The organism is Pragia fontium (assembly GCF_900638655.1).
Classification (GTDB): domain Bacteria; phylum Pseudomonadota; class Gammaproteobacteria; order Enterobacterales; family Enterobacteriaceae; genus Pragia; species Pragia fontium.
Genome location: NZ_LR134531.1, coordinates 3,505,999 through 3,530,084 on the forward strand (window position 1 = coordinate 3,505,999; position 24,086 = coordinate 3,530,084).

General features: G+C 48.2%; 17 protein-coding genes and 1 riboswitch. Of the genes, 7 read left to right on the forward strand and 10 right to left on the reverse strand.

The window, feature by feature from the left end:
- Positions 1-105: 105 nt before the first annotated feature.
- Positions 106-879, reverse strand: a complete 774-nt coding sequence (gene nudC, locus EL341_RS15175) for an NAD(+) diphosphatase (RefSeq protein WP_047782079.1) — start codon at positions 877-879, stop codon at positions 106-108.
- 101 nt (positions 880-980) lie between these two features.
- Here nudC and EL341_RS15180 point away from each other — a divergent pair, with 101 nt between their 5' ends.
- The 7 genes from EL341_RS15180 (at position 981) to thiH (ending at position 7,279) form a co-directional block, all read left to right on the forward strand.
- The gene (locus tag EL341_RS15180; RefSeq protein ID WP_047782080.1) at positions 981-1,478 is read left to right on the forward strand and encodes an Rsd/AlgQ family anti-sigma factor; all 498 of its coding nucleotides are present in this window, start codon (positions 981-983) and stop codon (positions 1,476-1,478) included.
- A gap of 138 nt (positions 1,479-1,616) precedes the next feature.
- Positions 1,617-1,734: riboswitch (TPP riboswitch) on the forward strand.
- 96 nt (positions 1,735-1,830) lie between these two features.
- Positions 1,831-3,765, forward strand: a complete 1,935-nt coding sequence (gene thiC, locus EL341_RS15185) for a phosphomethylpyrimidine synthase ThiC (protein ID WP_074825095.1) — start codon at positions 1,831-1,833, stop codon at positions 3,763-3,765.
- The gene (gene thiE, locus EL341_RS15190; RefSeq protein WP_074825098.1) at positions 3,758-4,426 is read left to right on the forward strand and encodes a thiamine phosphate synthase; all 669 of its coding nucleotides are present in this window, start codon (positions 3,758-3,760) and stop codon (positions 4,424-4,426) included. Before thiC ends, thiE begins: the two co-directional genes overlap by 8 nt.
- Positions 4,427-4,428: 2 nt before the next feature.
- The gene (locus EL341_RS15195) at positions 4,429-5,190 is read left to right on the forward strand and encodes a HesA/MoeB/ThiF family protein (RefSeq protein ID WP_047782083.1); all 762 of its coding nucleotides are present in this window, start codon (positions 4,429-4,431) and stop codon (positions 5,188-5,190) included.
- Positions 5,174-5,374, forward strand: a complete 201-nt coding sequence (gene thiS / locus EL341_RS15200) for a sulfur carrier protein ThiS (protein ID WP_126468125.1) — start codon at positions 5,174-5,176, stop codon at positions 5,372-5,374. The genes EL341_RS15195 and thiS overlap by 17 nt, the downstream gene beginning before the upstream one ends.
- A 1-nt stretch (position 5,375) precedes the next feature.
- Entirely contained in the window at positions 5,376-6,155 is a 780-nt protein-coding gene (locus EL341_RS15205) for a thiazole synthase (protein WP_074825100.1), read from the forward strand.
- Positions 6,155-7,279: a 2-iminoacetate synthase ThiH gene (thiH, locus tag EL341_RS15210; RefSeq protein ID WP_126468126.1), complete on the forward strand. Its 1,125-nt coding sequence runs from the start codon at positions 6,155-6,157 to the stop codon at positions 7,277-7,279. The genes EL341_RS15205 and thiH overlap by 1 nt, the downstream gene beginning before the upstream one ends.
- A 55-nt stretch (positions 7,280-7,334) precedes the next feature.
- On the opposite strand, the gene arnF is transcribed toward thiH, so the two are convergent.
- From arnF to rpoB, 9 genes are all read right to left on the reverse strand, one after another.
- Complete coding sequence (gene arnF / locus EL341_RS15215) at positions 7,335-7,724, reverse strand: 4-amino-4-deoxy-L-arabinose-phosphoundecaprenol flippase subunit ArnF (RefSeq protein ID WP_047782087.1); 390 nt, start codon at positions 7,722-7,724, stop codon at positions 7,335-7,337.
- A complete protein-coding gene (gene arnE / locus EL341_RS15220) occupies positions 7,721-8,065 on the reverse strand; it encodes a 4-amino-4-deoxy-L-arabinose-phosphoundecaprenol flippase subunit ArnE (RefSeq protein ID WP_047782088.1) in 345 nt (114 codons plus the stop codon). The genes arnF and arnE overlap by 4 nt, the downstream gene beginning before the upstream one ends.
- Complete coding sequence (gene arnT / locus EL341_RS15225; RefSeq protein ID WP_126468127.1) at positions 8,062-9,717, reverse strand: lipid IV(A) 4-amino-4-deoxy-L-arabinosyltransferase; 1,656 nt, start codon at positions 9,715-9,717, stop codon at positions 8,062-8,064. The genes arnE and arnT overlap by 4 nt, the downstream gene beginning before the upstream one ends.
- A complete protein-coding gene (gene arnD, locus EL341_RS15230) occupies positions 9,704-10,618 on the reverse strand; it encodes a 4-deoxy-4-formamido-L-arabinose-phosphoundecaprenol deformylase (protein WP_074825108.1) in 915 nt (304 codons plus the stop codon). Before arnD ends, arnT begins: the two co-directional genes overlap by 14 nt.
- A 2-nt stretch (positions 10,619-10,620) precedes the next feature.
- Positions 10,621-12,600, reverse strand: coding sequence for a bifunctional UDP-4-amino-4-deoxy-L-arabinose formyltransferase/UDP-glucuronic acid oxidase ArnA (arnA, locus tag EL341_RS15235; RefSeq protein WP_074825111.1), 1,980 nt, complete (start codon positions 12,598-12,600; stop codon positions 10,621-10,623).
- Complete coding sequence (arnC, locus tag EL341_RS15240; protein ID WP_074825113.1) at positions 12,597-13,580, reverse strand: undecaprenyl-phosphate 4-deoxy-4-formamido-L-arabinose transferase; 984 nt, start codon at positions 13,578-13,580, stop codon at positions 12,597-12,599. Before arnC ends, arnA begins: the two co-directional genes overlap by 4 nt.
- Positions 13,573-14,721, reverse strand: coding sequence for a UDP-4-amino-4-deoxy-L-arabinose aminotransferase (gene arnB / locus EL341_RS15245; RefSeq protein ID WP_074825116.1), 1,149 nt, complete (start codon positions 14,719-14,721; stop codon positions 13,573-13,575). Before arnB ends, arnC begins: the two co-directional genes overlap by 8 nt.
- A gap of 663 nt (positions 14,722-15,384) precedes the next feature.
- Positions 15,385-19,611 carry a DNA-directed RNA polymerase subunit beta' gene (rpoC, locus tag EL341_RS15250; RefSeq protein WP_047782094.1) on the reverse strand — a complete coding sequence of 1,409 codons (4,227 nt, stop codon included), beginning with the start codon at positions 19,609-19,611 and terminating at the stop codon, positions 15,385-15,387.
- A gap of 128 nt (positions 19,612-19,739) precedes the next feature.
- Positions 19,740-23,768 (reverse strand): DNA-directed RNA polymerase subunit beta, encoded by a 4,029-nt coding sequence (gene rpoB / locus EL341_RS15255; protein WP_074824993.1) that lies wholly within the window; start codon positions 23,766-23,768, stop codon positions 19,740-19,742.
- Between the last annotated feature and the right edge of the window lie 318 nt (positions 23,769-24,086).

Genomic DNA, 24,086 nt, shown 5'->3' on the forward strand with positions numbered 1-24,086 from the left:
TCAGGTATCGCGCGCATTATAGCATGCGAGAAACGCTTCCTATACCAACCGGCTATATTACTACATCTACCAGAGTAATTGCCGCTAAAATGCCAGAAATACGACTTAACTCGACTCTGCCCGACACAGTGCGATGGTATCTTCAATTAATCTGCGAGCAATCGTCCCCGGAGGAGGGAGCTGCGGCAGTTTTTCATAATGGAACCAATCAGCATCCAGTAGTTCGGAAGTATCAATTTTCAACTCCCCACTCTCGTAATCCGCCAGATAAGCCATCATCAGTGAATGAGGAAATGGCCAGGGTTGAGAAGAGATATAACGCAGATTTTTTATCTTGAGATTACTCTCCTCCATCACTTCTCTCGCCACCGCCTGTTCCAACGTTTCGCCCACTTCAACAAAGCCAGCCAGCGCAGTATAGATTCCCCCGCGATGGCGACTATGCTGCGCCAATAAAATCTTATCGTCACGTCGGATAGCGACAATAATGCAGGGCGCAATCTGCGGATAATAGCGTTGTCGGCAATGATCGCACAGGCAAGCCCATTCCCGATCGCTGATAGACATTTTTTGCCCGCAATAACCGCAGAACTGATGAGCGCGATAAAACTCTGCCAGTTGCACCGCACGTCCGGCGAGCTGAAATAGACCTCGATCTTCATTCAGCAGTTGGCGCACCGATGCCATCTCTTTATCGCGTTCCTGACACACCAACCAAACCGCTTCACTTTGCCATTCGCCAATACGATGTGCTGTTGTGCCCTTTAAACCAAAATCCTGCGCATAACCATGGGGAATCTCACCTTTCGGCAGCCATAATTTGCCTGCATGACTCAATAGCCACCAGCCTAATTCATTACCCTGTAATTGTTGCTCCATAACCGTCTTGCTCAACCTCTTATTTACTGGCAATCTAACAACAATAGATTTACATTAGCTTAACTTTTTCTTTTACTAACATCGATCTATCTGGGACTTATATGCTAAACCGACTAGAAAGCTTAGCCGAGCGCGTTGGCGGCACAAATAAACTGATTGACCAATGGTTAGAATCTCGCAAAAACCTGCTGGTAACCTATTACCGTCTGGTTGGTATTAAACCAAACAAAGAAAAAAATATCCCCCTCGACGAAAAAGCGCTGATCGATTTCGGTCACCACTTGGTCGATTATCTTTCTTCCTGCCATTTCCATATCTATGACAAAATTATTATTCAGGAAGAAGGTGCTAAGAGCCCTAATTTAGCTATCGCCGCAAGAATCCATCCTCGTCTGGAAGAAAACACCGAAAATATTATGGCCTTCTATGATAGCTATGTCGAAAAAGGCATTAATGAAGACACCATATTACAGTTGGATAAAGATCTTTCAACGGTCGGTGAACTGTTAGAAAAACGCTTTACTCTGGAAGACAAATTGATTCAGGAAGCGACTAGCCGTTGGCTTAGCCATCACGCATCTGATGAGGCAGCAAAATAATTTATTTGCGCCGCCCATCCCTTGTTTAATGATGAATGGGCGTGAATACTACATTCGTTCAGGTATCGGTTAGCCGCAAAACTCGCTTGTAGTTTTTGTTGGCTTACCTATACTGTGTTTCATCACCTTTACCGGTGTTTTATCTTGTCGGAGTGCCTAGCGTTGCTTTTACAGAACGCAGGCTGAGACCGTTAATTCGGGATCCGCGGAACCTGATCGGGCTAATACCCGCGAAGGGAACAAGAGTAATTCCATTTAGATAAGTCGAAAAAACCTACGTAATTTCCGCCTTATCGTTACTCCCTCTCCGAACTCCGGACAAGCAATCCTTAATGTATTTTAGGAGTTTGCTATGTCTAACCGAAGAACCCAACGCGCTCAGGCGCAGCAATTTATCGACCAGCTACAGGGGAATGCTTTCCCTAATTCCCGGCGTATTTACCTACAGGGCTCCCGAGCCGATCTACGCGTCCCTATGCGTGAAATTCAACTCTCTCCCACACTGCTTGGCGGCAGTAAGCAGCAACCGGAATATGAAGATAATGAAGCGATACCGGTTTATGATACTTCCGGCCCCTATGGCGATCCTCAGGCAACACTGGACGTCAGAAGCGGCTTATCCCCTTTACGTAAAGCCTGGATTGAAGATCGCAACGATACCGAACAACTCCATCACGTCAGTTCTCAATTTACCCAGCAGCGACTGGCTGATGAAGGCTTAGATCACCTGCGCTATACCCATCTTCCTGCGCCGAAAAAAGCCAAACCCGGTAAACGCGTCACCCAGCTCCATTACGCCAGAGCAGGTATTATCACACCGGAAATGGAATTTATTGCCCTGCGGGAGAATATGGGACGGGAACGCATTCGCACCGACGTATTAAAACAGCAACATTCCGGCCAAGGCTTTGGTGCCTCGTTACCAGAGAATATTACCCCGGAGTTTGTACGCGATGAAGTCGCCGCCGGGCGAGCCATCATTCCGCTGAATATTAACCATCCTGAATCGGAACCGATGATTATTGGCCGTAACTTTCTGGTGAAGGTCAACGCCAACATTGGCAACTCAGCTCTAACCTCCTCAATCGAAGAAGAAGTCGAAAAATTAGTTTGGTCAACTCGCTGGGGAGCCGATACGGTGATGGATCTGTCAACCGGCCGCTATATTCATGAAACCCGAGAGTGGATTATTCGTAATAGTCCGGTGCCCATTGGTACCGTGCCGATTTATCAGGCTTTAGAAAAGGTCAACGGCATCGCAGAAAACCTGAACTGGGAGGTGTTTAAAGATACCCTGATTGAGCAGGCCGAACAGGGGGTAGACTACTTCACCATTCATGCCGGTGTTTTGCTGCGATATGTACCAATGACGGCCAAACGCCTGACCGGTATCGTTTCGCGCGGCGGCTCGATTATGGCGAAATGGTGCTTGTCTCATCATCAGGAAAACTTTCTTTATCAGCACTTCCGTGAAATCTGCGAAATCTGTTGCCAGTATGACGTTTCCCTCTCTCTCGGCGATGGCTTACGCCCCGGTTCGATTCAGGATGCCAATGATGAAGCCCAGTTTGCGGAACTACATACTTTAGGTGAGCTGACTAAAATTGCCTGGGAATACGATGTACAAGTGATGATTGAAGGCCCCGGTCACGTGCCGATGCATATGATTCATCGCAATATGACTGAACAGCTTGAGCACTGTCATGAAGCGCCATTTTATACCTTAGGGCCACTAACCACCGATATTGCACCGGGATACGATCATTTTACCTCCGGTATCGGTGCCGCCCTGATTGGCTGGTTCGGCTGTGCCATGCTGTGTTATGTCACACCGAAAGAACATCTTGGATTACCCAATAAAGAAGACGTTAAGCAAGGGCTCATTACCTACAAAATTGCTGCCCATGCCGCCGATTTAGCGAAAGGTCATCCGGGAGCCCAAATTCGCGATAATGCCATGTCCAAAGCGCGCTTTGAGTTCCGTTGGGAAGATCAGTTTAATTTGGCCTTAGACCCAGAAACCGCCCGCAGTTATCACGATGAAACGCTGCCTCAGGCCTCCGGTAAAGTTGCTCACTTCTGCTCAATGTGCGGGCCAAAATTCTGCTCAATGAAAATATCTCAAGAAGTACGGGAGTTCGCTAAAGGTCAGGTGCAGGAAGAAAATACCGCAGCCAAAGCCAACGGTATGGCAGAGATGTCCGATATCTTTCGCGCTCGCGGTAGTGAGCTTTACCACCCGGCCTCACAGGATCAGATCATCGTAAAGGAGCACCAGCATGACTGACCGCGGATTAACCGGACTCCCTCCTCTGCCGGATACGCCATTTCTGCCAACTGAGAAACATTTGGGTCTGTATCCAGTGGTCGATACGTTGGAATGGCTCGAACGCTTGCTCAATGCAGGCGTCACCACCATTCAATTGCGTATCAAAGATAAGCAGGAATCCGATGTTGAAGCGATTATCCGTCAGGCTATTGAACTGGGTAAGCGTTTTAACGCCAGACTGTTTATTAATGATTACTGGCGACTGGCGGTAAAACACGGCGCTTATGGTATTCATCTGGGGCAAGAGGATTTACTGACCAGCGACCTGAAAGCCATTCATCAGGCTGGTTTGCGCTTGGGTGTGTCTACGCATGATGATCAAGAGTTGGCGCGGGCGGTGGCTATTCGCCCTTCCTATATTGCTTTAGGACATATCTTCCCTACACAAACCAAAGATATGCCATCAGCGCCGCAAGGCTTACAGGAGTTGAAGCGCCACGTTGCCTCAATCCCTGATTACCCTACGGTAGCCATTGGCGGTATTAGCATTGATAAAGTCGATGCCGTTTTGGATTGCGGTGTAGGTAGCATTGCCGTGGTTAGCGCCATTACTCAAGCTCCAGACTGGCAACAAGCGACGGCGCAGCTACTGTCAATGATTGAGCATCGGGAGCGTTAATCATGTTAAATGATGGCGAATTCTTACGTTATAGCCGTCAGCTACTGTTGGAAGATATTGGACCGGAAGGCCAGATGAAACTCAAACAGTCTACGGTATTAATCGTAGGCTTGGGTGGTCTTGGCTCGCCGGTGGCGCTCTATCTGGCCGCCGCCGGTGTGGGAACCATTCTTCTGGCTGACGATGACACACTTCATCTGACCAATCTTCAGCGTCAGATCCTGTTCCGCACGCAGGATCTGCGGCGCGGCAAAGCTGAATTGGCCAAAGAGCAGCTACAGGCGCTTAATCCACAGCTTAACTATCAGGTTCTGACGGAACGGCTGACGGAAGATAATTTAGAGGACATCCTCCAGCAAACGGATCTGGTACTGGACTGCTGTGACAATATGGCGACCCGCCATGCGGTTAACGCGGCCTGTATTAAGCATCGAGTTACGTTAGTTAGCGGCAGCGCCGTTAGCTTCAGCGGACAACTGCTGGTACTCAATCCCCCGTTTACCCACGGTTGCTATGCCTGCCTTTACCCCGATCGGACAGAACCCTCTCGTAACTGTCGTACCGCCGGAGTACTTGGCCCGATGGTGGGTGCCGTTGGTTCGCTACAGGCGCTGGAAGCCATAAAAATACTGTCGGGAATGCCTTCTGCACTGGACGGTAAACTGCAACTTTTTGATGGCAAAAAGCACCAATGGACCTCGCTGCAACTGCGTCGCGATCCTGCCTGTGCCGTATGCGGAGGTCAGCATGCAAATATCGGTTAATGACCAGATGATAGAAGTATCAAACCATCTGACGGTGGCTTTGCTGCTGGAGCAGTTGGGTAAATCGACTTCAGGTATGGCGATGGCGATTAATCAAGAGATACAGCCGCGCACCTGTTGGGATAGCCGTTTATTAAACAGCGGCGACAACGTGTTACTGTTTCAGGCTATTGCCGGAGGTTGATATGTTAACGATTGCAGACGTTACATTTACATCACGTCTATTTGTTGGTACCGGAAAGTTTTCATCGCCGAGCGTTATGGAACAGGCTATCGCTGCTTCCGGCTCACAGCTAGCCACCATGGCCATGAAACGCGTCGACCTGAATAAGACCGATGACGCTATTCTGGCCCCATTACAGCGTTTAGGCATTCGGCTGTTACCCAATACGTCCGGCGCCAAAACGGCAGCCGAAGCGGTATTTGCCGCTCAGTTGGCGCGAGAAGCATTAGGAACCCATTGGGTAAAGCTGGAGATTCATCCTGATGCGCGCTACCTGCTACCCGACCCGATTGAAACGCTAAAAGCGGCGGAGCAGTTAGTCAAACTGGGGTTTGTTGTGCTGCCCTATTGTGGTGCCGACCCGGTGTTATGTAAGCGGTTGGAAGAAGTTGGCTGTGCCGCCGTGATGCCGTTGGGTGCGCCTATCGGCTCCAATCTCGGCCTGATCACCAAAGAATTTCTGAACATTATTATTGAACAGTCCTCCGTTCCGGTGGTGGTTGACGCAGGTATTGGCAGCCCCAGCCATGCTGCCCAGGCGCTGGAATTAGGTGCCGATGCGGTTCTGGTGAATACCGCCATTGCCGTAGCCCGAGATCCCGTCGGGATGGCCAATGCTTTCCGACTGGCAACGGAAGCCGGCAGTCTGGCGAAACAATCCGGATTAGGCAGCGTGCGCCACGATACCCGCGCATCGGCCTCCAGCCCATTGACCTCATTTCTCGCTCAAGCAGGTGCCTGATGAAAAATGAATTTCGTCATCATTGGCAGCAACTGGACTGGGATGATATTTCGCTGACCATCTACAGTAAAACCGCCGCCGATGTGGAGCGGGCGCTCAATGCCCATATTCGTTCCCGCGATGACTTTATGGCGCTGATTTCCCCCGCGGCTCAGCCCTATCTGGAAACAATGGCTCAGGAAGCGCAACGTTTAACCCGTATACGCTTTGGCAATACCATCAGTTTCTACGCCCCTCTCTACCTGTCTAATCTTTGCGCCAATGACTGTACTTATTGCGGCTTTTCAATGAGCAACCAAATTAAGCGTAAAACCCTTAATGCTCAAGAGATTGAAATGGAATGTGCCGCATTAAACGCCATGGGTTACGAACATCTGCTGCTGGTGACCGGAGAGCATCAGAGTAAAGTCGGTATGGCTTACTTTCGCCAGCATTTACCGGCTATTCGCAGCAAGGTCAGTTCACTGATGATGGAAGTCCAACCGCTGTCTACCCAAGATTACGCCGAACTCAAGGGCTTAGGATTGGATGCGGTTATGGTATATCAGGAAACGTATCACGCCCTGACCTATCAACAGCATCATCTTCGCGGCAATAAACAGGACTTTTTCTGGCGACTGGCTACGCCAGAAAGGTTGGGACAGGCCGGAATAGATAAAATTGGACTGGGTGCCCTGATTGGGCTTTCCGCTGACTGGCGTACCGACTGTTATTTTCTGGCAGAGCATCTGAGCTATTTGCAAAAGCACTACTGGCAAAGTCGCTATTCCATCTCTTTTCCACGCCTGCGCCCCTGCGCTGGCGGGATTGAGCCAGCTTCATTGATGAGCGATGCCCAACTGGTACAGCTTATCTGTGCCTTTCGCCTGTTCGCCCCGGACGTCGAACTGTCTCTTTCGACGCGAGAGTCGCCCCACTTTCGCGATCATGTAGTCCCTTTGGCGATAAATAGCGTGAGTGCTGGCTCCAAAACTCAACCCGGTGGTTATGCCAATAATACCCCGGAGCTGGAACAGTTTGCTCCCCACGATAACCGTTCCCCACAGCAAGTCGCAGACGCGTTATATGCCCGAGGATTACAACCGATATGGAAAGACTGGGACGGATTTCTGGGACGTAATTAAACATATAAGCGTAGCGCCAAAAGACCGACGCTACGCTTATTATTCAATCAGATCATCAAGATGATTGGCTGCGTGGGCGGTTAATCACCCATACGCCAATAATAATCACCACAATGCCTGCGGTACGAATAAAGGAGAATGGTTCCTGGAACCAAGGTAGCAGTATTGCCCCGAGATATACCACACCATAGCTAATGCTCAATAACGGATAAGCCTTATTCAGTGGCAAATAGCGCAGGGTAAAAAACCAACAGACCATCGAAAGTACATAAAACAGGATACCGCAGCCAACGGCCAATAAAGGCAGAATAAAATCAGACAGCTGACTCAACCATCCCATTTCAACCAGCAGCGATTGGGGCAGCTGGGTCATGCCCCATTTCATTAGTAGCTGAGCGCAGCTGGCCAATAAAATACTGCCAACCGCCCATCCATATCCTTTCATAGGCCGCGACTCATTAAAAATATACCCAACATAATTAGTCCAATGCCAATCCAGTGTTGTTTATCGGTGGGCTCGCCAAAAACATAGCGAGCGCACAGGGTTACCAGCACAAAATTCAGGCTAATCATCGGATAGGCCACGCTGAGGGGGAGCAATTGCAACACCCTCAGCCACACCAGCATCGCCACGCCCAGCAATAACGCGCTGAGAAATAGCCAATACAGCGTTACCCTGAGTCGGGATGACTCAGGATGGCTCTGCCAACGTTGCGCCGCTACCTTTTGACTAAGCTGTCCACAGCAGGTCAAGATACTGACGATAAACAACAACAGATAACTCATTGTTCAGTTTGCTTATAAAACAGTAATGCCGTGCGTTGATTTTGCACCACGGAGTCTGCTTTAGGCAATCGAACATCAACTGCTTCGCCTTTTCCTAAACGAATCACCAATGAGACGTTACCTTGTTGACGCGCTTTAGCTAACCAGTCAGGAAAAAGGTTCGCAGGAATATATCGCAGCCCGGTATCCGGATAATCCAGACCATAGCTGACCTCGCCTTTGACATCATACAGAATGACATCATCACGATTTAATTCCCATGCAATGCCGGAGGCAATACCGGTCGTTTCCGCCAAGATATAACGGCTATTTTGCAGTTGGCTGATATTTTCAGACACGAATGCCTGCGGTTGCTTTGAATCCATCACCTGCTGAGGAATCGCATAACCATATAATAATGCCAATATCACCGGTGCCGCCGCAGCCAAGCTCCAACGTTTTAATGGCGAAGTGAAGGTAATGATCCCCACCAAGGCCCAACAGCCAAAGCAGATCATACCAATCACCGCTTTTGACCATTCGGCAGGGAGAAACACTCTGGCATTAGGTAAAACGTCGCTGGACATCACCCATATCGCAACCACGCCGACTATGCCAAAAATGGTATTAATCACCGCATTAGTTTTCAGTGCTCGAGTAGAACCAGACTGAATATATCCCTGTACCCATGACGCCATTAAAATGGCCAGCGGAGCAAAACACGGCAGGATGTAAGTCGGCAGTTTTCCTTTAGCAATACTGAAAAACAGGAATGGCATCACCATCCAGCCTAACAAATAAAACAGTTCTGGCTGCTGCTTCCTTTCTTTCCACCCTTTAAATAAAGCGCCAGGGAGCAAAGCCAACCAAGGCAAAGTACCGCCCAGTAGAATCGGAAAGTAATACCAGAATGGCGCTTTATGCTGAGCATTCTGTTCAGCAAAGCGTTGAACATGCTCAACCCAAAAGAAATAGCGCCAGTAGTCAGGTTCCTGCCAGTGAATAGCCAGAACCCATGGCAAACTGATCAGCCCCGCTGCAATAATCGCCATTGGGCCAAAAATAAATAACTCTTTTAACCGTTTTTGAGTAATCACATAGGGCAGTACGCTAATCACCGGAATCGCTAAGGCCAAAAAGCCTTTCGTCAGGAAACCCATACCAGAGGCAAAGCCTAACAAAATATAAGCGATTAATTTCTGGCGATTGTTGGTGGCTTTTATCGTTAAATAAAAGCTGGCCATGGCCGCAGTCACCCAAAGGGTTAAAATAGGATCCAGAATGGCATATCCACCAATACTGAATACTAATACGCTGGAAAGATAGATAATCGTCGCCAGATAACCACCGCGACGATCGTTAAGAATACGTGATGCCAGCCAGTAAACCAGCAAAGCACTCAATGCAATACTTAACGATGAGCCAAACCTAACGGCAAAGTTATTATGGCCAAATAACCATTGGCTAATGTTATTCATCCAATAGCCGGCAACAGGCTTCTCAAAATATCTGACCCCCATAAAGTGAGGGACAACCCAATCGCCTCTTGCCAGCATTTCCCGACTGATCTCTGCATAGCGAGTTTCATCCGGCTGCCACAGCAAATGAAGACTGGATGGAATCAAATAAACCAAGCCAAAAAACAACGCCAACAACCAATTACATACTCTCATTCGAACCCTCATAAAGAGATTGGCACCCCAGCCAGCCTTCTCGACCGGCAAAAGAAGAACGCACCACTAAACCAATAGGTAATTGAGCCATATCTTCGGGGAGTAGCTGACCAAGAGGACAAAACTGCATACCGGCTTGCGACATTCTGCTCAGCAATTGATCAAACGCATCAGCCTTTACAATACCTTCCACCTCGGCATGAATAGTATAAACCGGTGTTCCGGTATCCCGCTGCATGGCTTGGAGAATGAAATCATTAAAGTCAGGGTCGGAAACCTCACTACCGATAACTTCATCATAGGTTGGCAGCGTAACCGGAATTTGTACCGTACCCACTTTTCCATTACTCAATACCGGGCGAAATGGCTCTCTTCCGCGACAGTCACTGTTATAGGCAAAAGCAAAAGGTTCTTTAACATCGACCACCCGTTGATCGGCACGCCATCCCGCAGCCGCAGAACAATTCACCGGGCGCTGTAAAATTTGTTCCAGCATCTCGGCGCCTAATCGAACCTGTCGAGTCAGCTCATCTTCACTCCAGCGTTCAACATTGGCTTGCCAACCATGATGATCCCAAGCGTGCAAACCCATTTCATGACCTTTATCGGCGGTATCTCGTATTATTTGTCCCTGAGAGGCACCAATAACACGACCGGGCCATGCGGTACCCGCCAGTAAAATATCCCAGCCATAAAGAGATGCGGCATTGGAACGCAACATCTTCCATAAAAAACGGGGACGCAAAAGGCGCCATAAATGGCGCCCCATATTGTCCGGGCCAACGCTGAAAAAGAAACTTCCCTGAATTCCGTGCTTCTCCAGTAAAGATAACAACCGTGGTACGCCTTCACGCGTACCACGTAAGGTATCTACATCAATCCGCAGACCTATCTTTTTCATTGCTATTTACCGTCATCACATTCAACCGTACGCAAGAAGAAATCTAATGTTTCCTCTACCGTCTGATGCATGTCAATGGTTGGTTTCCAGTTAAGCAAACGTTCAGCGTTTTTAATGCTCGGTTTTCTATGTTCAACATCTTGATAGCCTTTACCGTAATAGTTCCCGCTCTCAATCACCTTAAAGCCGGCAAACGGAGGGAATTGCGACCGTAACGGGTGCTTCTCAAAGCAATCCAACAGCATTTCAGCCAATTCACGAATGCTGGCCTCATTCACCGGGTTACCTATATTGATAATTTGACCGTCACATTTTCCGCCCTGATTTTCAATAATGCGGAATAGTGCCTCGATGCCATCGTTAATGTCGGTAAAACAGCGCTTTTGCTGACCGCCATCCACCAGATTAATTGGTGAACCTTCAACCAGATTAAGGATCAACTGAGTAATCGCCCGTGAACTACCGATTCTGGCCGCATTCAGATTATCCAAACGAGGTCCCATCCAGTTAAACGGACGGAATAAGGTAAATCTCAGCCCTTCTTTAACACCGTAAGCCCAAATAACCCGGTCTAACAGTTGTTTAGAAATAGAATAAATCCAGCGCTGCTTATTGATTGGCCCAACAATCAAGCGTGAGTTGTCTTCATCGAATTCTTTATCATCGCACATACCATAAACTTCAGAAGTGGATGGGAAAATAATGCGCTTCTTATATTTCACACAGTCACGCACAATTTTTAAGTTTTCTTCAAAATCCAGCTCGAACACTCTTAAAGGATTACGGGTATATTCAATTGGCGTGGCGATCGCCACCAGCGGTAATATCACATCACATTTCTTAATGTGGTATTCAATCCACTCGGAATGGATACTGATATCGCCCTCCACAAAGTGGAAATGAGGATTACCAATAAAGCGTTCAATGGCATCTGAGCTGATGTCTAATCCATAAATTTCATAATTATCATCACGCAGCAGGCGTTCTGTCAGATGGTTACCGATAAAACCGTTCACGCCCAAGATCAGAACGCGGGTGCGGCGTTGTAAGCCGGCACGCGGTTTAGTTCCCAGAACTGTTCCACTCACCAGACCAACTTCTAATGCCAACTGAGCCCCTTGAACATAGAGTCCAGAGTTCCCTTGCCCTGAGATAACTTCTAACGCCCCTTTACCACAAGCAATTTGCAATGGAGAGGTCGAAATAATGGTACCCGGCTGATAAGCATGTTCAATATCCAAAACACGCGAACGCCAAATGGTCATTCTCTTTTTGCCGTGAACCGTAAACGCACCGGGATAAGGGTCGGTTACCGCACGCACCAGGTTATAGATCGTTTGTGCTGGCTGTGCCCAATGGATTTCACCATCTTCCGGTCTACGACGACCAAAATAGCTAGCCTGAGACTCATCTTGCTTATGCAGTTTAAACTCAGAACGTTTAATCGCAGGAAGTAACTCAGCCAACAGATGGGCTGCCGCATCACGTAGCTTTCCGTGTAGTGTTAAGGCGGTATCCTGATTATCAATCGCCACTTTCGACTGACCGACGATATCGCCAGCATCCGCTTTAGCCGTCATCTGGTGCAGCGTAACCCCGGTTTCAGTTTCACCATTGACCAGCACCCAGTTAGCTGGAGCACGGCCACGATAGCGCGGCAGCAAAGAACCATGCAGGTTATAAGCCCCCTTTGGCGCTAACGATAAAATGTCATCGCAGAGCAAGTCGCGATAGTAAAAAGAGAAAATAATATCCGGCGCATACTCACGAATGTGGTTTACCCATAAAGGATGATTAACATCTTCTGGTGCAAAAACGGGTAAGCCAAGTTCCGCGCCTTTGTGAGCGACCGAAGAAAAAAACCGGTTCTCACCTGGGTTGTCTACATGAGTAAACACCGCCTGTACATCATACCCAGCAGCAACCAAGGCTTCCAATCCAGCACAACCTATATCATGGTAGGCAAATACGATAGCTTTCATTCATTCTCTTCCTGATTGTTAACCTGATTCTGTTCACCAACAATTTTCTGAATAAAGTAGCGGGGGCGCGCCCGAACATCGGTATAAATCCGTCCGATGTATTCACCAAGCAGCCCCATCCCAATAAACTGGGCACCGATAAACATAAACAGCACGGCAAATAGCGTAAATACACCTTCCGCCGCCCATGTAGGACCAAAAATTAATCTCAGCACAATCAGAACCACTGCCAGAGTAAATCCCGACAGCGCCACAATACTGCCTAAGACACTTAACAAACGTAACGGTGTGGTGGTCAGGCAGGTAAGCAGGTCATACATCAGATTGATCAGCTTCATTAAGCTGTATTTGGAATCACCAAATTCACGTTCAGCATGCCGAACTTCTATTTCTGTGGTATGACGAGCAAAGGTATTGGCCAGAATAGGAATAAAAGTGCTACGTTCATGGCAGTGCAACATCGCCTCAATGATATGGCGACGATAGGCGCGTAACATACAGCCGTAATCCCCCATACTTTTGCCGGTCGCGCGTTGGATCATCATATTGATAATTTTGGAGGCCGTTTTACGGAACCATGAGTCTTGACGGTTCGCTCTAACGGTACCCACTACATCGTAGCCTTGCTCAGCCACTTCAACCAGACGAGGAATTTCTTCCGGCGGATTCTGTAAGTCAGCATCTAAGGTAATGACCAAATCACCGCTGACCTGATTAAAACCGGCCATAATGGCCGAATGTTGACCATAGTTTCGGTTCAGCAATACTGCAATAACGTGGCTACCCGGTTCTTCCGCGGCCGCGGTCAACATATCGCCGGATGCATCGGTGCTGCCATCATCAACCAAAATAATTTCGTATTGTTGTTTCAATTGCTTACAGGCAGCAATGGTGCGAGACAATAAGGTTGGTAAACTTTCTTGTTCGTTATAAACGGGAATAACTACAGAAACTTTGGATATCTTCTGCAAATCATCCATTGGAACGCTCCAGGATCTCTTTCATCGTACGAATAACGCGATCGACATCGGCAAAGTTCATATCGGGGAACAGAGGTAATGAACATATGCGAGCCGAATTCCATTCGGTGGCAGGAAGGTGAACATCGGAATAACGTTCACGATAATATTTTTGAGTATGCGCCGCGCGGAAATGCAAGCCGGTGCCAATACCGCGCTCTTTTAAGGCAGCCATAAAGTCATCGCGTGAAATGCCACAACGTTCAGGATCAACACGAACAATAAACAGGTGCCAGCCGTGTTGATGGGAATATTCTGGTATGCCTAATGGAACAACAGGAAGCCCAGCGATTTTCTCTAAATAATATTCAGCCAGCGCTTTACGCTTTGCATTAAGCTCAGGTAAACGGTGTAACTGAACCAGCGCAATGGCAGCATTAATGTCCGCTAAATTATATTTAAAGCCCGGCTCAATAACTTCAGCCTGCGGTGAGCGCCCCTGAACCATACGGTCAAAAGCATCAACGCCTAAACCATGGAATTTGAGACTGCGGATACGATTAGCTAATGCCGGATCGTCAGTGACAACCATCCCACCTTCAGCACAGGTCATATTCTTAATAGCGTGAAATGAGAAAATCGCGGTACCGGTCGCACCAATCCACTGCTCTTTATATTGAACGCCAACCGCGTGGGCAGCATCCTCAATCAACATGATGTTATGGCGCTGGGCAACGTCCCGAATGGGATCTAAATCAACCGGCGCACCGGCATAATGTACTGGAATAATCGCTTTGGTTCTTGGGGTAATCGCCGCTTCAATCGCTTGAGCATCCACCATCAATGTTTCGGGGTCTACATCCACCATTACCGGCGTCGCCCCCAGTAATTCAATCATATTCAGAGTAGAAACCCAGGTTTGAGAAGGTGTAATCACCTCATCCCCTTTACCAATACCTAATGCCAGTAAGGTAACGTGCATCCCGCCAGTGGCAGAACAAACCGATATTGCGTACTTACAGCCAAACGTTTTACAAAATTGTTCTTCTAATAATTGGTTTTTAGGCCCAGTGGTAATCCATCCAGAACGCAACACTTCTGTCACGGCAACAATTTCTTGCTCCCCCATCGCTGGACGAGAAAAAGGTAAGAATTGCTCCATAAATTAACATCCTAATCTCATAATTAATAAAGAGAAAACCTGATAATGCCGAGACCCAGCAAAAATCATGCTGAATTATAGACCAGGAAAAATTAAGAGAATCTTAAGCAATTTAAATTGTTAAACATTTTTAATAGCAATAATGCATTCATTTCTTTAGGCTTTCGCATTATGCATACGCGCCATTCCAGCTATTTCAAGAGTGCTAGCGCAGTGATGTCATCCAAAAACCACATTATATAAGCCAATAAACGCTAAATTTATTTTTAAAGAAATTCACAACAGCTTAAAAAACGAGCGTTTTAAAAAAACTTCACAGAATTTTGATACCGAATGCAGCCCATCAAAGAAGGTTAAGAGACAGCGCGCAATTTGGAGAAATGAGAATCGATTGTATAAAAGACAACCGCCATAATTGAAATGTAACGAGTTATACCACTCGCGACCAAAGTTCCCCCGGACTTTGTATCGAGATGACCGGAGCTATAATTAAAATCAATATTGAATTGTAGCTCCGGTCTTTCTTTGGATTGTTCCTGAGGTAACAAATGGTATAGCTAACATATTTCCCCTCTCCTCAAACTATTCATGGGCATGATTACCCTATACGCCAGACATAAAAAAACCGCCCTTTCAGGCGGTTTATTAAGTCAGTAGCGTTGATTACTCGTCACTGTGACCCAGACCGGCATTCAGCAATTCAGCCAAGTTAGCTGTTGCTTCTTCTGCGCTGACCTGTGGAGCACTAGCACTGGAGATTTCTTCAACGTGGCGACGACGTGCACGAGCCTGGTGATAAGCGTAACCGGTACCCGCCGGAATCAGGCGACCAACGATAACGTTCTCTTTCAGACCACGTAACTCATCACGTTTACCTGCAACGGCAGCTTCAGTTAACACACGAGTTGTTTCCTGGAACGACGCAGCAGAAATGAAGGACTCAGTTGCCAACGATGCTTTCGTAATACCTAACAGGTCACGAGCAAAGGTTGCGCCCAACTTACCACCTGCTTCAAGCGTGCGGTTAGCAATCTTGATGCGCGCGTACTCAGCCTGCTCACCTTCAAGGAACTCGGTGTTGCCAGGATGAACAATAGTCCCTTTACGCAGCATCTGACGAACGATAACTTCAATGTGTTTATCGTTAATCTTAACGCCTTGCAGACGGTAAACTTCCTGAACTTCGTTAACGATGTAACGAGTCACTTCATGCACACCACGCAGACGCAGGATGTCATGTGGAGACTCTGGACCATCGGAAACAACGTCACCGCGTTCTACCAGTTCGCCTTCAAATACGTTCAGCTGACGCCATTTCGGAATCATCTCTTCGTACGGCTCGCTGCCATCCATCGGAGTGATAACCAGACGACGCTTACCTTTGGTCTCTTTACCGAAGGAGATTACGCCGCTGATTTCAGCCAGAATCGCAGGCTCTTTCGGACGACGCGCTTCAAACAGGTCGGCTACGCGTGGTAGACCACCGGTAATATCGCGAGTACCGCCAGATTCCTGAGGAATACGTGCCAGAGTGTCACCCTGATTGATCTCTACGCCATCTTCTAACTGGATAATTGCTTTACCCGGTAAGAAGTATTGAGCAGGCATATCAGTACCTGGGATCAGGACATCATTACCTTTAGCATCAACCAGTTTTAACGCAGGACGCAGGTCTTTAGTACTACCAGTACGTTCAGCACCTTCCAGCACAACGATTGAAGACAGACCAGTTAATTCGTCAGTTTGACGAGTAATTGTCTGGCCATCAACCATATCGGTAAAGCGAATGAAACCGGCAACTTCAGAGATAACTGGCATGGTATGCGGATCCCAGTTAGCGACAGTTTCGCCACCGGTAACGCCAACGCCATCGCCTTTCGCCATAACCGCACCGTAAGGTACTTTATAGCTCTCTTTAGTACGACCGAACTCATCGATCAGGGTCAGTTCAGTATTACGTGAAGTAATCACCAGCTTGTTAGCAGGATTGATAACAAACTTAGCGTTCTTCAGCTTCAGGCTACCTGTATTTTTCACCTGAATACTGGACTCAGCTGCCGCACGCGATGCCGCACCACCAATGTGGAACGTACGCATGGTTAACTGTGTACCCGGCTCACCGATTGACTGAGCTGCGATAACACCGATAGCTTCACCTTTGTTGATGATATGGCCACGAGCCAGGTCACGACCGTAACAGTTAGCACAAACACCAAAATCGGTATCACAGCTAACAACGGAACGTACCTTGATAATATCAACAGAGTGCTCTTCTAACAGGTCACACCATTTTTCATTCAGCAGCGTATTACGCGGTACCAGAATGTCAGCCGTACCCGGTTTCAGAACGTCTTCAGCCGTTACACGACCTAATACACGCTCACGCAGTGGTTCTTTAACGTCGCCACCTTCGATAACCGGGGTCATAACGATACCGTCATGTGTTCCACAGTCATCTTCGATAACAACCAAGTCCTGCGCCACGTCAACTAAACGACGGGTCAAATAACCGGAGTTTGCTGTTTTCAGTGCGGTATCCGCCAAACCTTTACGAGCACCGTGAGTCGAGATGAAGTACTGGAGTACGTTCAGACCTTCACGGAAGTTCGCAGTGATCGGGGTTTCAATGATCGAGCCATCTGGCTTAGCCATCAGACCACGCATACCGGCTAACTGACGAATCTGTGCTGCCGAGCCCCGTGCACCGGAGTCAGCCATCATAAAGATGCTGTTGAAGGAAACTTGCTTCTCTTCTTCGCCGTCACGGTTAATCACGGTTTCTGAAGACAAGTTTTCCATCATCGCTTTTGCTACGCGTTCGTTAGCAGCAGCCCAGATATCGATAACTTTGTTATAGCGTTCGCCAGCAGTAACCAGACCTGACTGGAACTGCTCCTGAATTTCTGCAACTTCAGTTTCGGCTTCCGTGATGATTTCAGCTTTCTTAGCCGGAATCACCATGTCGTCGATACCAACAGACGCACCAGAACGTGCCGCATAGGCAAAGCCGGTGTACATGGTCTGGTCAGCAAAAATAACAGTCGGCTTCAGACCCAAGATGCGATAACAGGTGTTAATCATCTTGGAAATAGCTTTCTTGCCTAACGCTTGGTTAATAATCGAGTAAGGTAGACCTTTAGGTACGATCATCCACAGGATGGCACGACCAACGGTAGTATCTACCAGACCGGTTTTAGCAACCAATTCACCTTCAGCATTCTTCTCATACTCGGTGATACGAACTTTAACGCGGGCATGTAGTTCAGCGTGGCCGGCACGGTATACGCGCTCAGCTTCTTTTGGTCCGCCTAAGACCATGCCTTCGCCTTTCGCATTCACTTTGTCGCGGGTCATGTAGTACAGACCCAATACCACGTCCTGAGAAGGAACGATGATTGGCTCACCGTTAGCTGGCGACAGAATGTTGTTGGTGGACATCATCAACGCACGTGCTTCCAGCTGAGCTTCCAGCGTTAGCGGTACGTGAACAGCCATTTGGTCACCATCGAAGTCGGCGTTATAAGCCGCACACACTAATGGGTGCAACTGAATCGCTTTACCTTCGATCAGAACCGGTTCAAACGCCTGAATACCTAAACGGTGCAGGGTTGGTGCACGGTTTAACAGTACCGGGTGTTCGCGGATAACTTCATCCAGGATATCCCATACCACGGCTTCTTCACGCTCAACCATTTTCTTAGCGGCTTTGATGGTGGTCGCTAGACCGCGCAGCTCAAGCTTGCCGTAGATGAATGGTTTGAACAGCTCTAATGCCATCTTCTTAGGAAGACCGCACTGATGCAGACGCAGGTATGGACCTACGGTAATAACCGAACGACCGGAGTAGTCAACACGCTTACCAAGCAAGTTCTGACGGAAACGACCCTGTTTACCTTTGATCATATCGGCCAAAGATTTCAGAGGACGCTTGTTAGAACCGGTGATAGCACGACCACGACGACCGTTATCCAACAGCGCATCCACGGCTTCCTGCAGCATACGTTTTTCGTTACGTACGATGATATCCGGCGCAGCCAGATCCAGCAGTCGTTTCAGACGGTTGTTACGGTTAATTACGCGACGATATAAATCGTTCAGGTCGGAAGTCGCAAAACGACCACCGTCCAGCGGAACCAGCGGACGTAAATCTGGCGGCAGAACCGGCAGAACAGTCAGAATCATCCACTCAGGCTTGTTGCCAGACTGAATGAAGGCTTCCAACAGCTTAACGCGCTTAGTCAGCTTCTTACGTTTGGTTTCAGAGTTGGTTTCATTTAACTCTTCACGCAGTTGTTCACATTCCGCTTCCAGATCCATGCCTTTCAGCAGTGACTGGATAGCTTCTGCACCCATCTTCGCGTCAAATTCATCACCGAACTCTTCCAGCGCATCCAGATACTGCTCTTCAGTCAGGATCTGACGACGCTCAAGGTTAGTCATACCGCCTTCAACAACCACATAGGATTCGAAGTACAGTACGCGTTCAATATCACGTAAAGGCATGTCTAATAACAGACCGATACGGGACGGCAGTGATTTCAGGAACCAGATATGCGCAGTAGGAGAAGCCAGTTCAATGTGGCCCATACGCTCACGACGCACTTTAGTCTGAGTCACTTCAACGCCACATTTTTCACAAATGACGCCGCGATGCTTCAGACGCTTGTACTTACCGCACAAGCATTCGTAATCTTTTACTGGTCCGAAAATACGGGCACAGAAAAGGCCGTCACGTTCTGGTTTGAACGTACGGTAGTTAATGGTTTCTGGCTTTTTTACTTCGCCAAAAGACCAAGAACGGATCATGTCTGGCGATGCCAGCGCAATTTTGATTGCATCAAACTCTTCGGTCTTAGTTTGTGCTTTCAGAAACTTCAGTAAATCTTTCACGGATCGGCTCCTGTCGGAGTTAAACCTGTTGGGCGCAAAACCTGATCTTAAACGCAATGTTTAAGGGGTTAAGCGCCCCTGTGCCCTGCAACCATCCCCGGCGAACCGGGGCTGGAGATTAGAGGAAATTATTCCTCTTCCAACTCGATGTTGATACCCAGCGAGCGGATCTCTTTCAACAATACGTTGAAGGATTCCGGCATGCCTGGCTCCATCTGATGGTTGCCATCCACGATGTTTTTGTACATCTTGGTACGGCCGTTTACATCGTCGGACTTGACGGTCAGCATTTCCTGCAGAGTGTACGCTGCGCCATAAGCTTCCAGCGCCCACACTTCCATCTCACCGAAGCGTTGTCCACCGAACTGAGCCTTACCACCCAGCGGCTGCTGAGTAACCAAGCTGTAAGAACCGGTAGAACGTGCATGCATCTTGTCATCAACCAAGTGGTTCAGTTTCAGCATGTACATATAGCCAACGGTAACCGGACGTTCGAACTGTTCACCGGTACGTCCATCAAACAACGTGATCTGGCCAGAAGTCGGTAAACCGCCCAAGGTCAGAAGTTCTTTGATTTCTTTCTCTTTTGCACCATCAAACACTGGTGTCGCAATCGGCATACCCTTACGCAGGTTCTCTGCCAGAGTCAGCACTTCTGCATCAGTAAACTTAGCTAAGTCTACTTTCTGACGCGTATCATCACCCAGATCGTAAGCTTTCTGGATAAATTCACGCAGTTTTGCCGCTTCTTGCTGCTGCTTCAGCATGGTGTTGATCTTGTCACCAATACCTTTCGCAGCCAGACCCAAGTGGGTCTCCAGAATCTGACCGATGTTCATACGTGATGGTACACCCAGCGGGTTCAGCACGAGGTCAACAGGCACGCCGTTTTCATCGTAAGGCATATCTTCGATCGGGTTGATCTTAGAGATAACACCTTTGTTACCGTGGCGACCTGCCATCTTGTCACCAGGCTGGATCTGACGTTTAACCGCCAGGTAGACTTTGACAATCTTCAGTACGCCAGGAGCTAAATCATCGCCCTGAGTGATCTTGCGACGCTTACCGTCAAGTTTCTTCTCGAATTCGGATTTCAGTTCGTCGTACTGCTCAGCCAACTGTTCCAGTTGGTTTTGCTTGTCTTCGTCACTTAATCCAATTTCCAGCCACTTGTCGTGAGTCAGCTTGCTTAGTTTGTCTTCTTCGATGCCGCCGGCAACCAGCACATCGTGAATACGCGCAAACAGACCTGCTTCGAAAATCTTCAGTTCTTCAGTCAGGTCTTTCTTAACCTGCTTAAGCTGCATATCTTCGATTTCAAGCGCACGCTTGTCTTTCTCTACGCCATCACGGGTAAAGACTTGAACGTCGATAATGGTACCTGAAACGCCGTTTGGCACGCGCAGTGAGGAGTCTTTAACATCAGACGCTTTCTCACCAAAAATCGCGCGCAGCAGTTTCTCTTCTGGCGTCAGTTGGGTTTCACCTTTAGGCGTTACCTTACCAACCAGAATGTCGCCGCCGGTCACTTCAGCACCGATATAAACGATACCTGACTCATCCAGTTTAGACAGTGCCGCTTCACCCACGTTAGGGATGTCAGCAGTGATCTCTTCCGGCCCTAACTTGGTATCACGAGATACGCAAGACAGTTCCTGAATATGGATAGTCGTAAAACGGTCTTCCTGTACAACACGCTCAGAAACCAAGATGGAGTCTTCGAAGTTATAACCGTTCCAAGGCATGAACGCGACGCGCATGTTCTGGCCTAGTGCCAATTCGCCCAAGTCAGTCGATGGGCCGTCAGCTAACACGTCACCGCGTTCAACTGGCTCATTTAAAGAGACGCATGGCATTTGACTGATACAGGTGTTCTGGTTAGAACGGGTGTATTTCGTCAGGTTATAAATATCGATACCTGCTTCGCCCGGCATCATCTCGTCTTCGTTAACTTTAATCACGATACGCGATGCGTCGACGTACTGAACAATACCGCCGCGTGTGGCAACGGCGGTTACGCCGGAGTCAACCGCTACAGCACGTTCCATACCGGTACCAACCAGCGGCTTATCAGCACGCAGAGTAGGAACCGCCTGACGTTGCATGTTTGCACCCATCAATGCACGGTTGGCGTCATCATGCTCCAGGAACGGAATCAAAGAAGCACCTACGGACACAACCTGTTGGGTTGAAACGTCCATATAGTCAACTTGTTCGCGGCTGAATAAGCTTGATTCGCCTTTGTTACGACAGGTCACCAGGTCTTCCATGAAGTGGCCTTCGTCATCCAGGTTTGAGTTAGCCTGAGCGATAACGAAGTTGCCTTCTTCAATGGCAGATAAGTAATGAATCTCATCGGTTACCATACCGTCACGTACGCGACGATAAGGGGTTTCCAGGAAACCATACTCGTTAGTCTGTGCATACACAGATAATGAGTTAATCAAACCGATGTTTGGACCTTCCGGGGTTTCGATTGGACATACGCGACCATAGTGAGTCGGGTGTACGTCACGTACTTCAAAGCCGGCACGCTCACGCGTTAAACCGCCCGGGCCCAGTGCAGAGATACGACGCTTGTGCGTAATCTCAGACAACGGGTTGTTTTGGTCCATAAATTGGGATAATTGGCTGGAACCAAAGAACTCTTTCACCGCCGCCGAAATCGGCTTAGCGTTGATCATGTCCTGAGGCATCAGTGTGTCGAGATCGCCTAATGACAGACGCTCTTTAACCGCACGCTCAACGCGCACTAAGCCGACACGGAACTGGTTTTCAGCCATTTCACCAACGGAACGAATACGACGGTTACCCAAGTGGTCGATATCATCCACTTCACCAACACCGTTACGGATGCCGATAAGTTTCTTCATCACTTCGATGATATCTTCTTTGCTCAGGATGCCGGAGCCTTCAATTTCTTCACGACTTAAAGAACGGTTGAACTTCATGCGGCCTACCGCAGAAAGATCGTAACGGTCTTCAGAGAAGAACAGGTTCTCAAACAGATTTTCTGCTGCTTCGCGCGTTGGTGGTTCACCAGGACGCATCATGCGATAGATTTCAACCAATGCACTTAAGCGATCAGAGGTTGGGTCTACGCGCACGGTCTCAGACATATAAGCGCCGTGGTCCAGATCGTTGGTGAACAGCGTTTCGATACGCTTATGGCCTGCCATGCTTAATTTAGCCAGCAGATCCAACGTCAATTCCATATTCGCAGGGCAAATAATTTCCCCGGTACTCTCGTCGATATAATCTTTAGAAACGACTTTTCCAATAATGTATTCAGTCGGCACTTCGATTTTATTGACGCCGTCTTTTTCAAGCTGGCGAATATGGCGAGCAGTAATACGACGACCTTTCTCTACGAAAACTTTACCGTCAGCTTCGATATCGAAAGAAGCGGTTTCACCGCGCAAGCGCTCAGGAACCAGTTCCATTTGCAGCTTATTATCGCGGATTTCGAAGACAATCTTGTCAAAGAACAGGTCTAAAATTTGTTCAGTGGTGTAATCCAGCGCACGTAAAATGATAGTCGCAGGTAATTTACGACGACGGTCAATACGAACGAACAAGTTATCTTTCGGGTCAAACTCGAAATCTAACCAGGAACCACGGTAAGGAATAATACGTGCGTTATACAGCACTTTACCCGATGAATGGGTTTTACCCTTATCACTATCAAAGAACACACCCGGACTACGGTGTAACTGGGACACGATAACACGCTCTGTACCATTGATGACAAAGGTACCGTTATCGGTCATGAGCGGAATTTCGCCCATATAAACTTCTTGTTCTTTGATGTCTTTAACCGTGCCCGCCGGAGCGTCACGATCGTAAATCACCAGGCGCAGTTTAACGCGCAGCGGTGCAGAATACGTCACACCACGGATTTGACACTCTTTGACATCGAATACAGGTTCACCAAGACGATAGCTCACATACTGCAACTCAGAGTTGCCGCTGTAGCTCTGGATAGGGAACACAGAACGGAATGCAGCTTCCAGTCCATGTTGGCCTTCCATATCTTGCTCGATGAACTTCTGGAACGAGTCAAGCTGGATAGAAAGAAGGTAAGGAATGTCCAGTACTTGTGGACGTTTACCAAAATCCTTACGAATGCGTTTTTTCTCGGTATAGGAGTAAACCATAGGGTTCCTCAGCTCGCTGATCAGTGACCCACTCTGTCCGTCCGAATAGGGACAGTCGTTACAACACTATTTATTTCGATCGGAAGTATGAAAATCTTCCGCAATACTCATTTCTATCACTCTTAAATCATTTCATTACGCAGACCCAGAGCCTTCGGCAGTGGTCGTCAACGCAGTATATTAAGTCGTCTATAGAAAGAAATATTGGGGCTTTTCAGTAGGCAAACAGTGTGAAACCCTACTGAAACCCTATAGCGCAAAAAGGCTGGTGACTAAAAAGTCACCAGCCATCAGCCTGTAAGTCAGGCTGCAAACTGG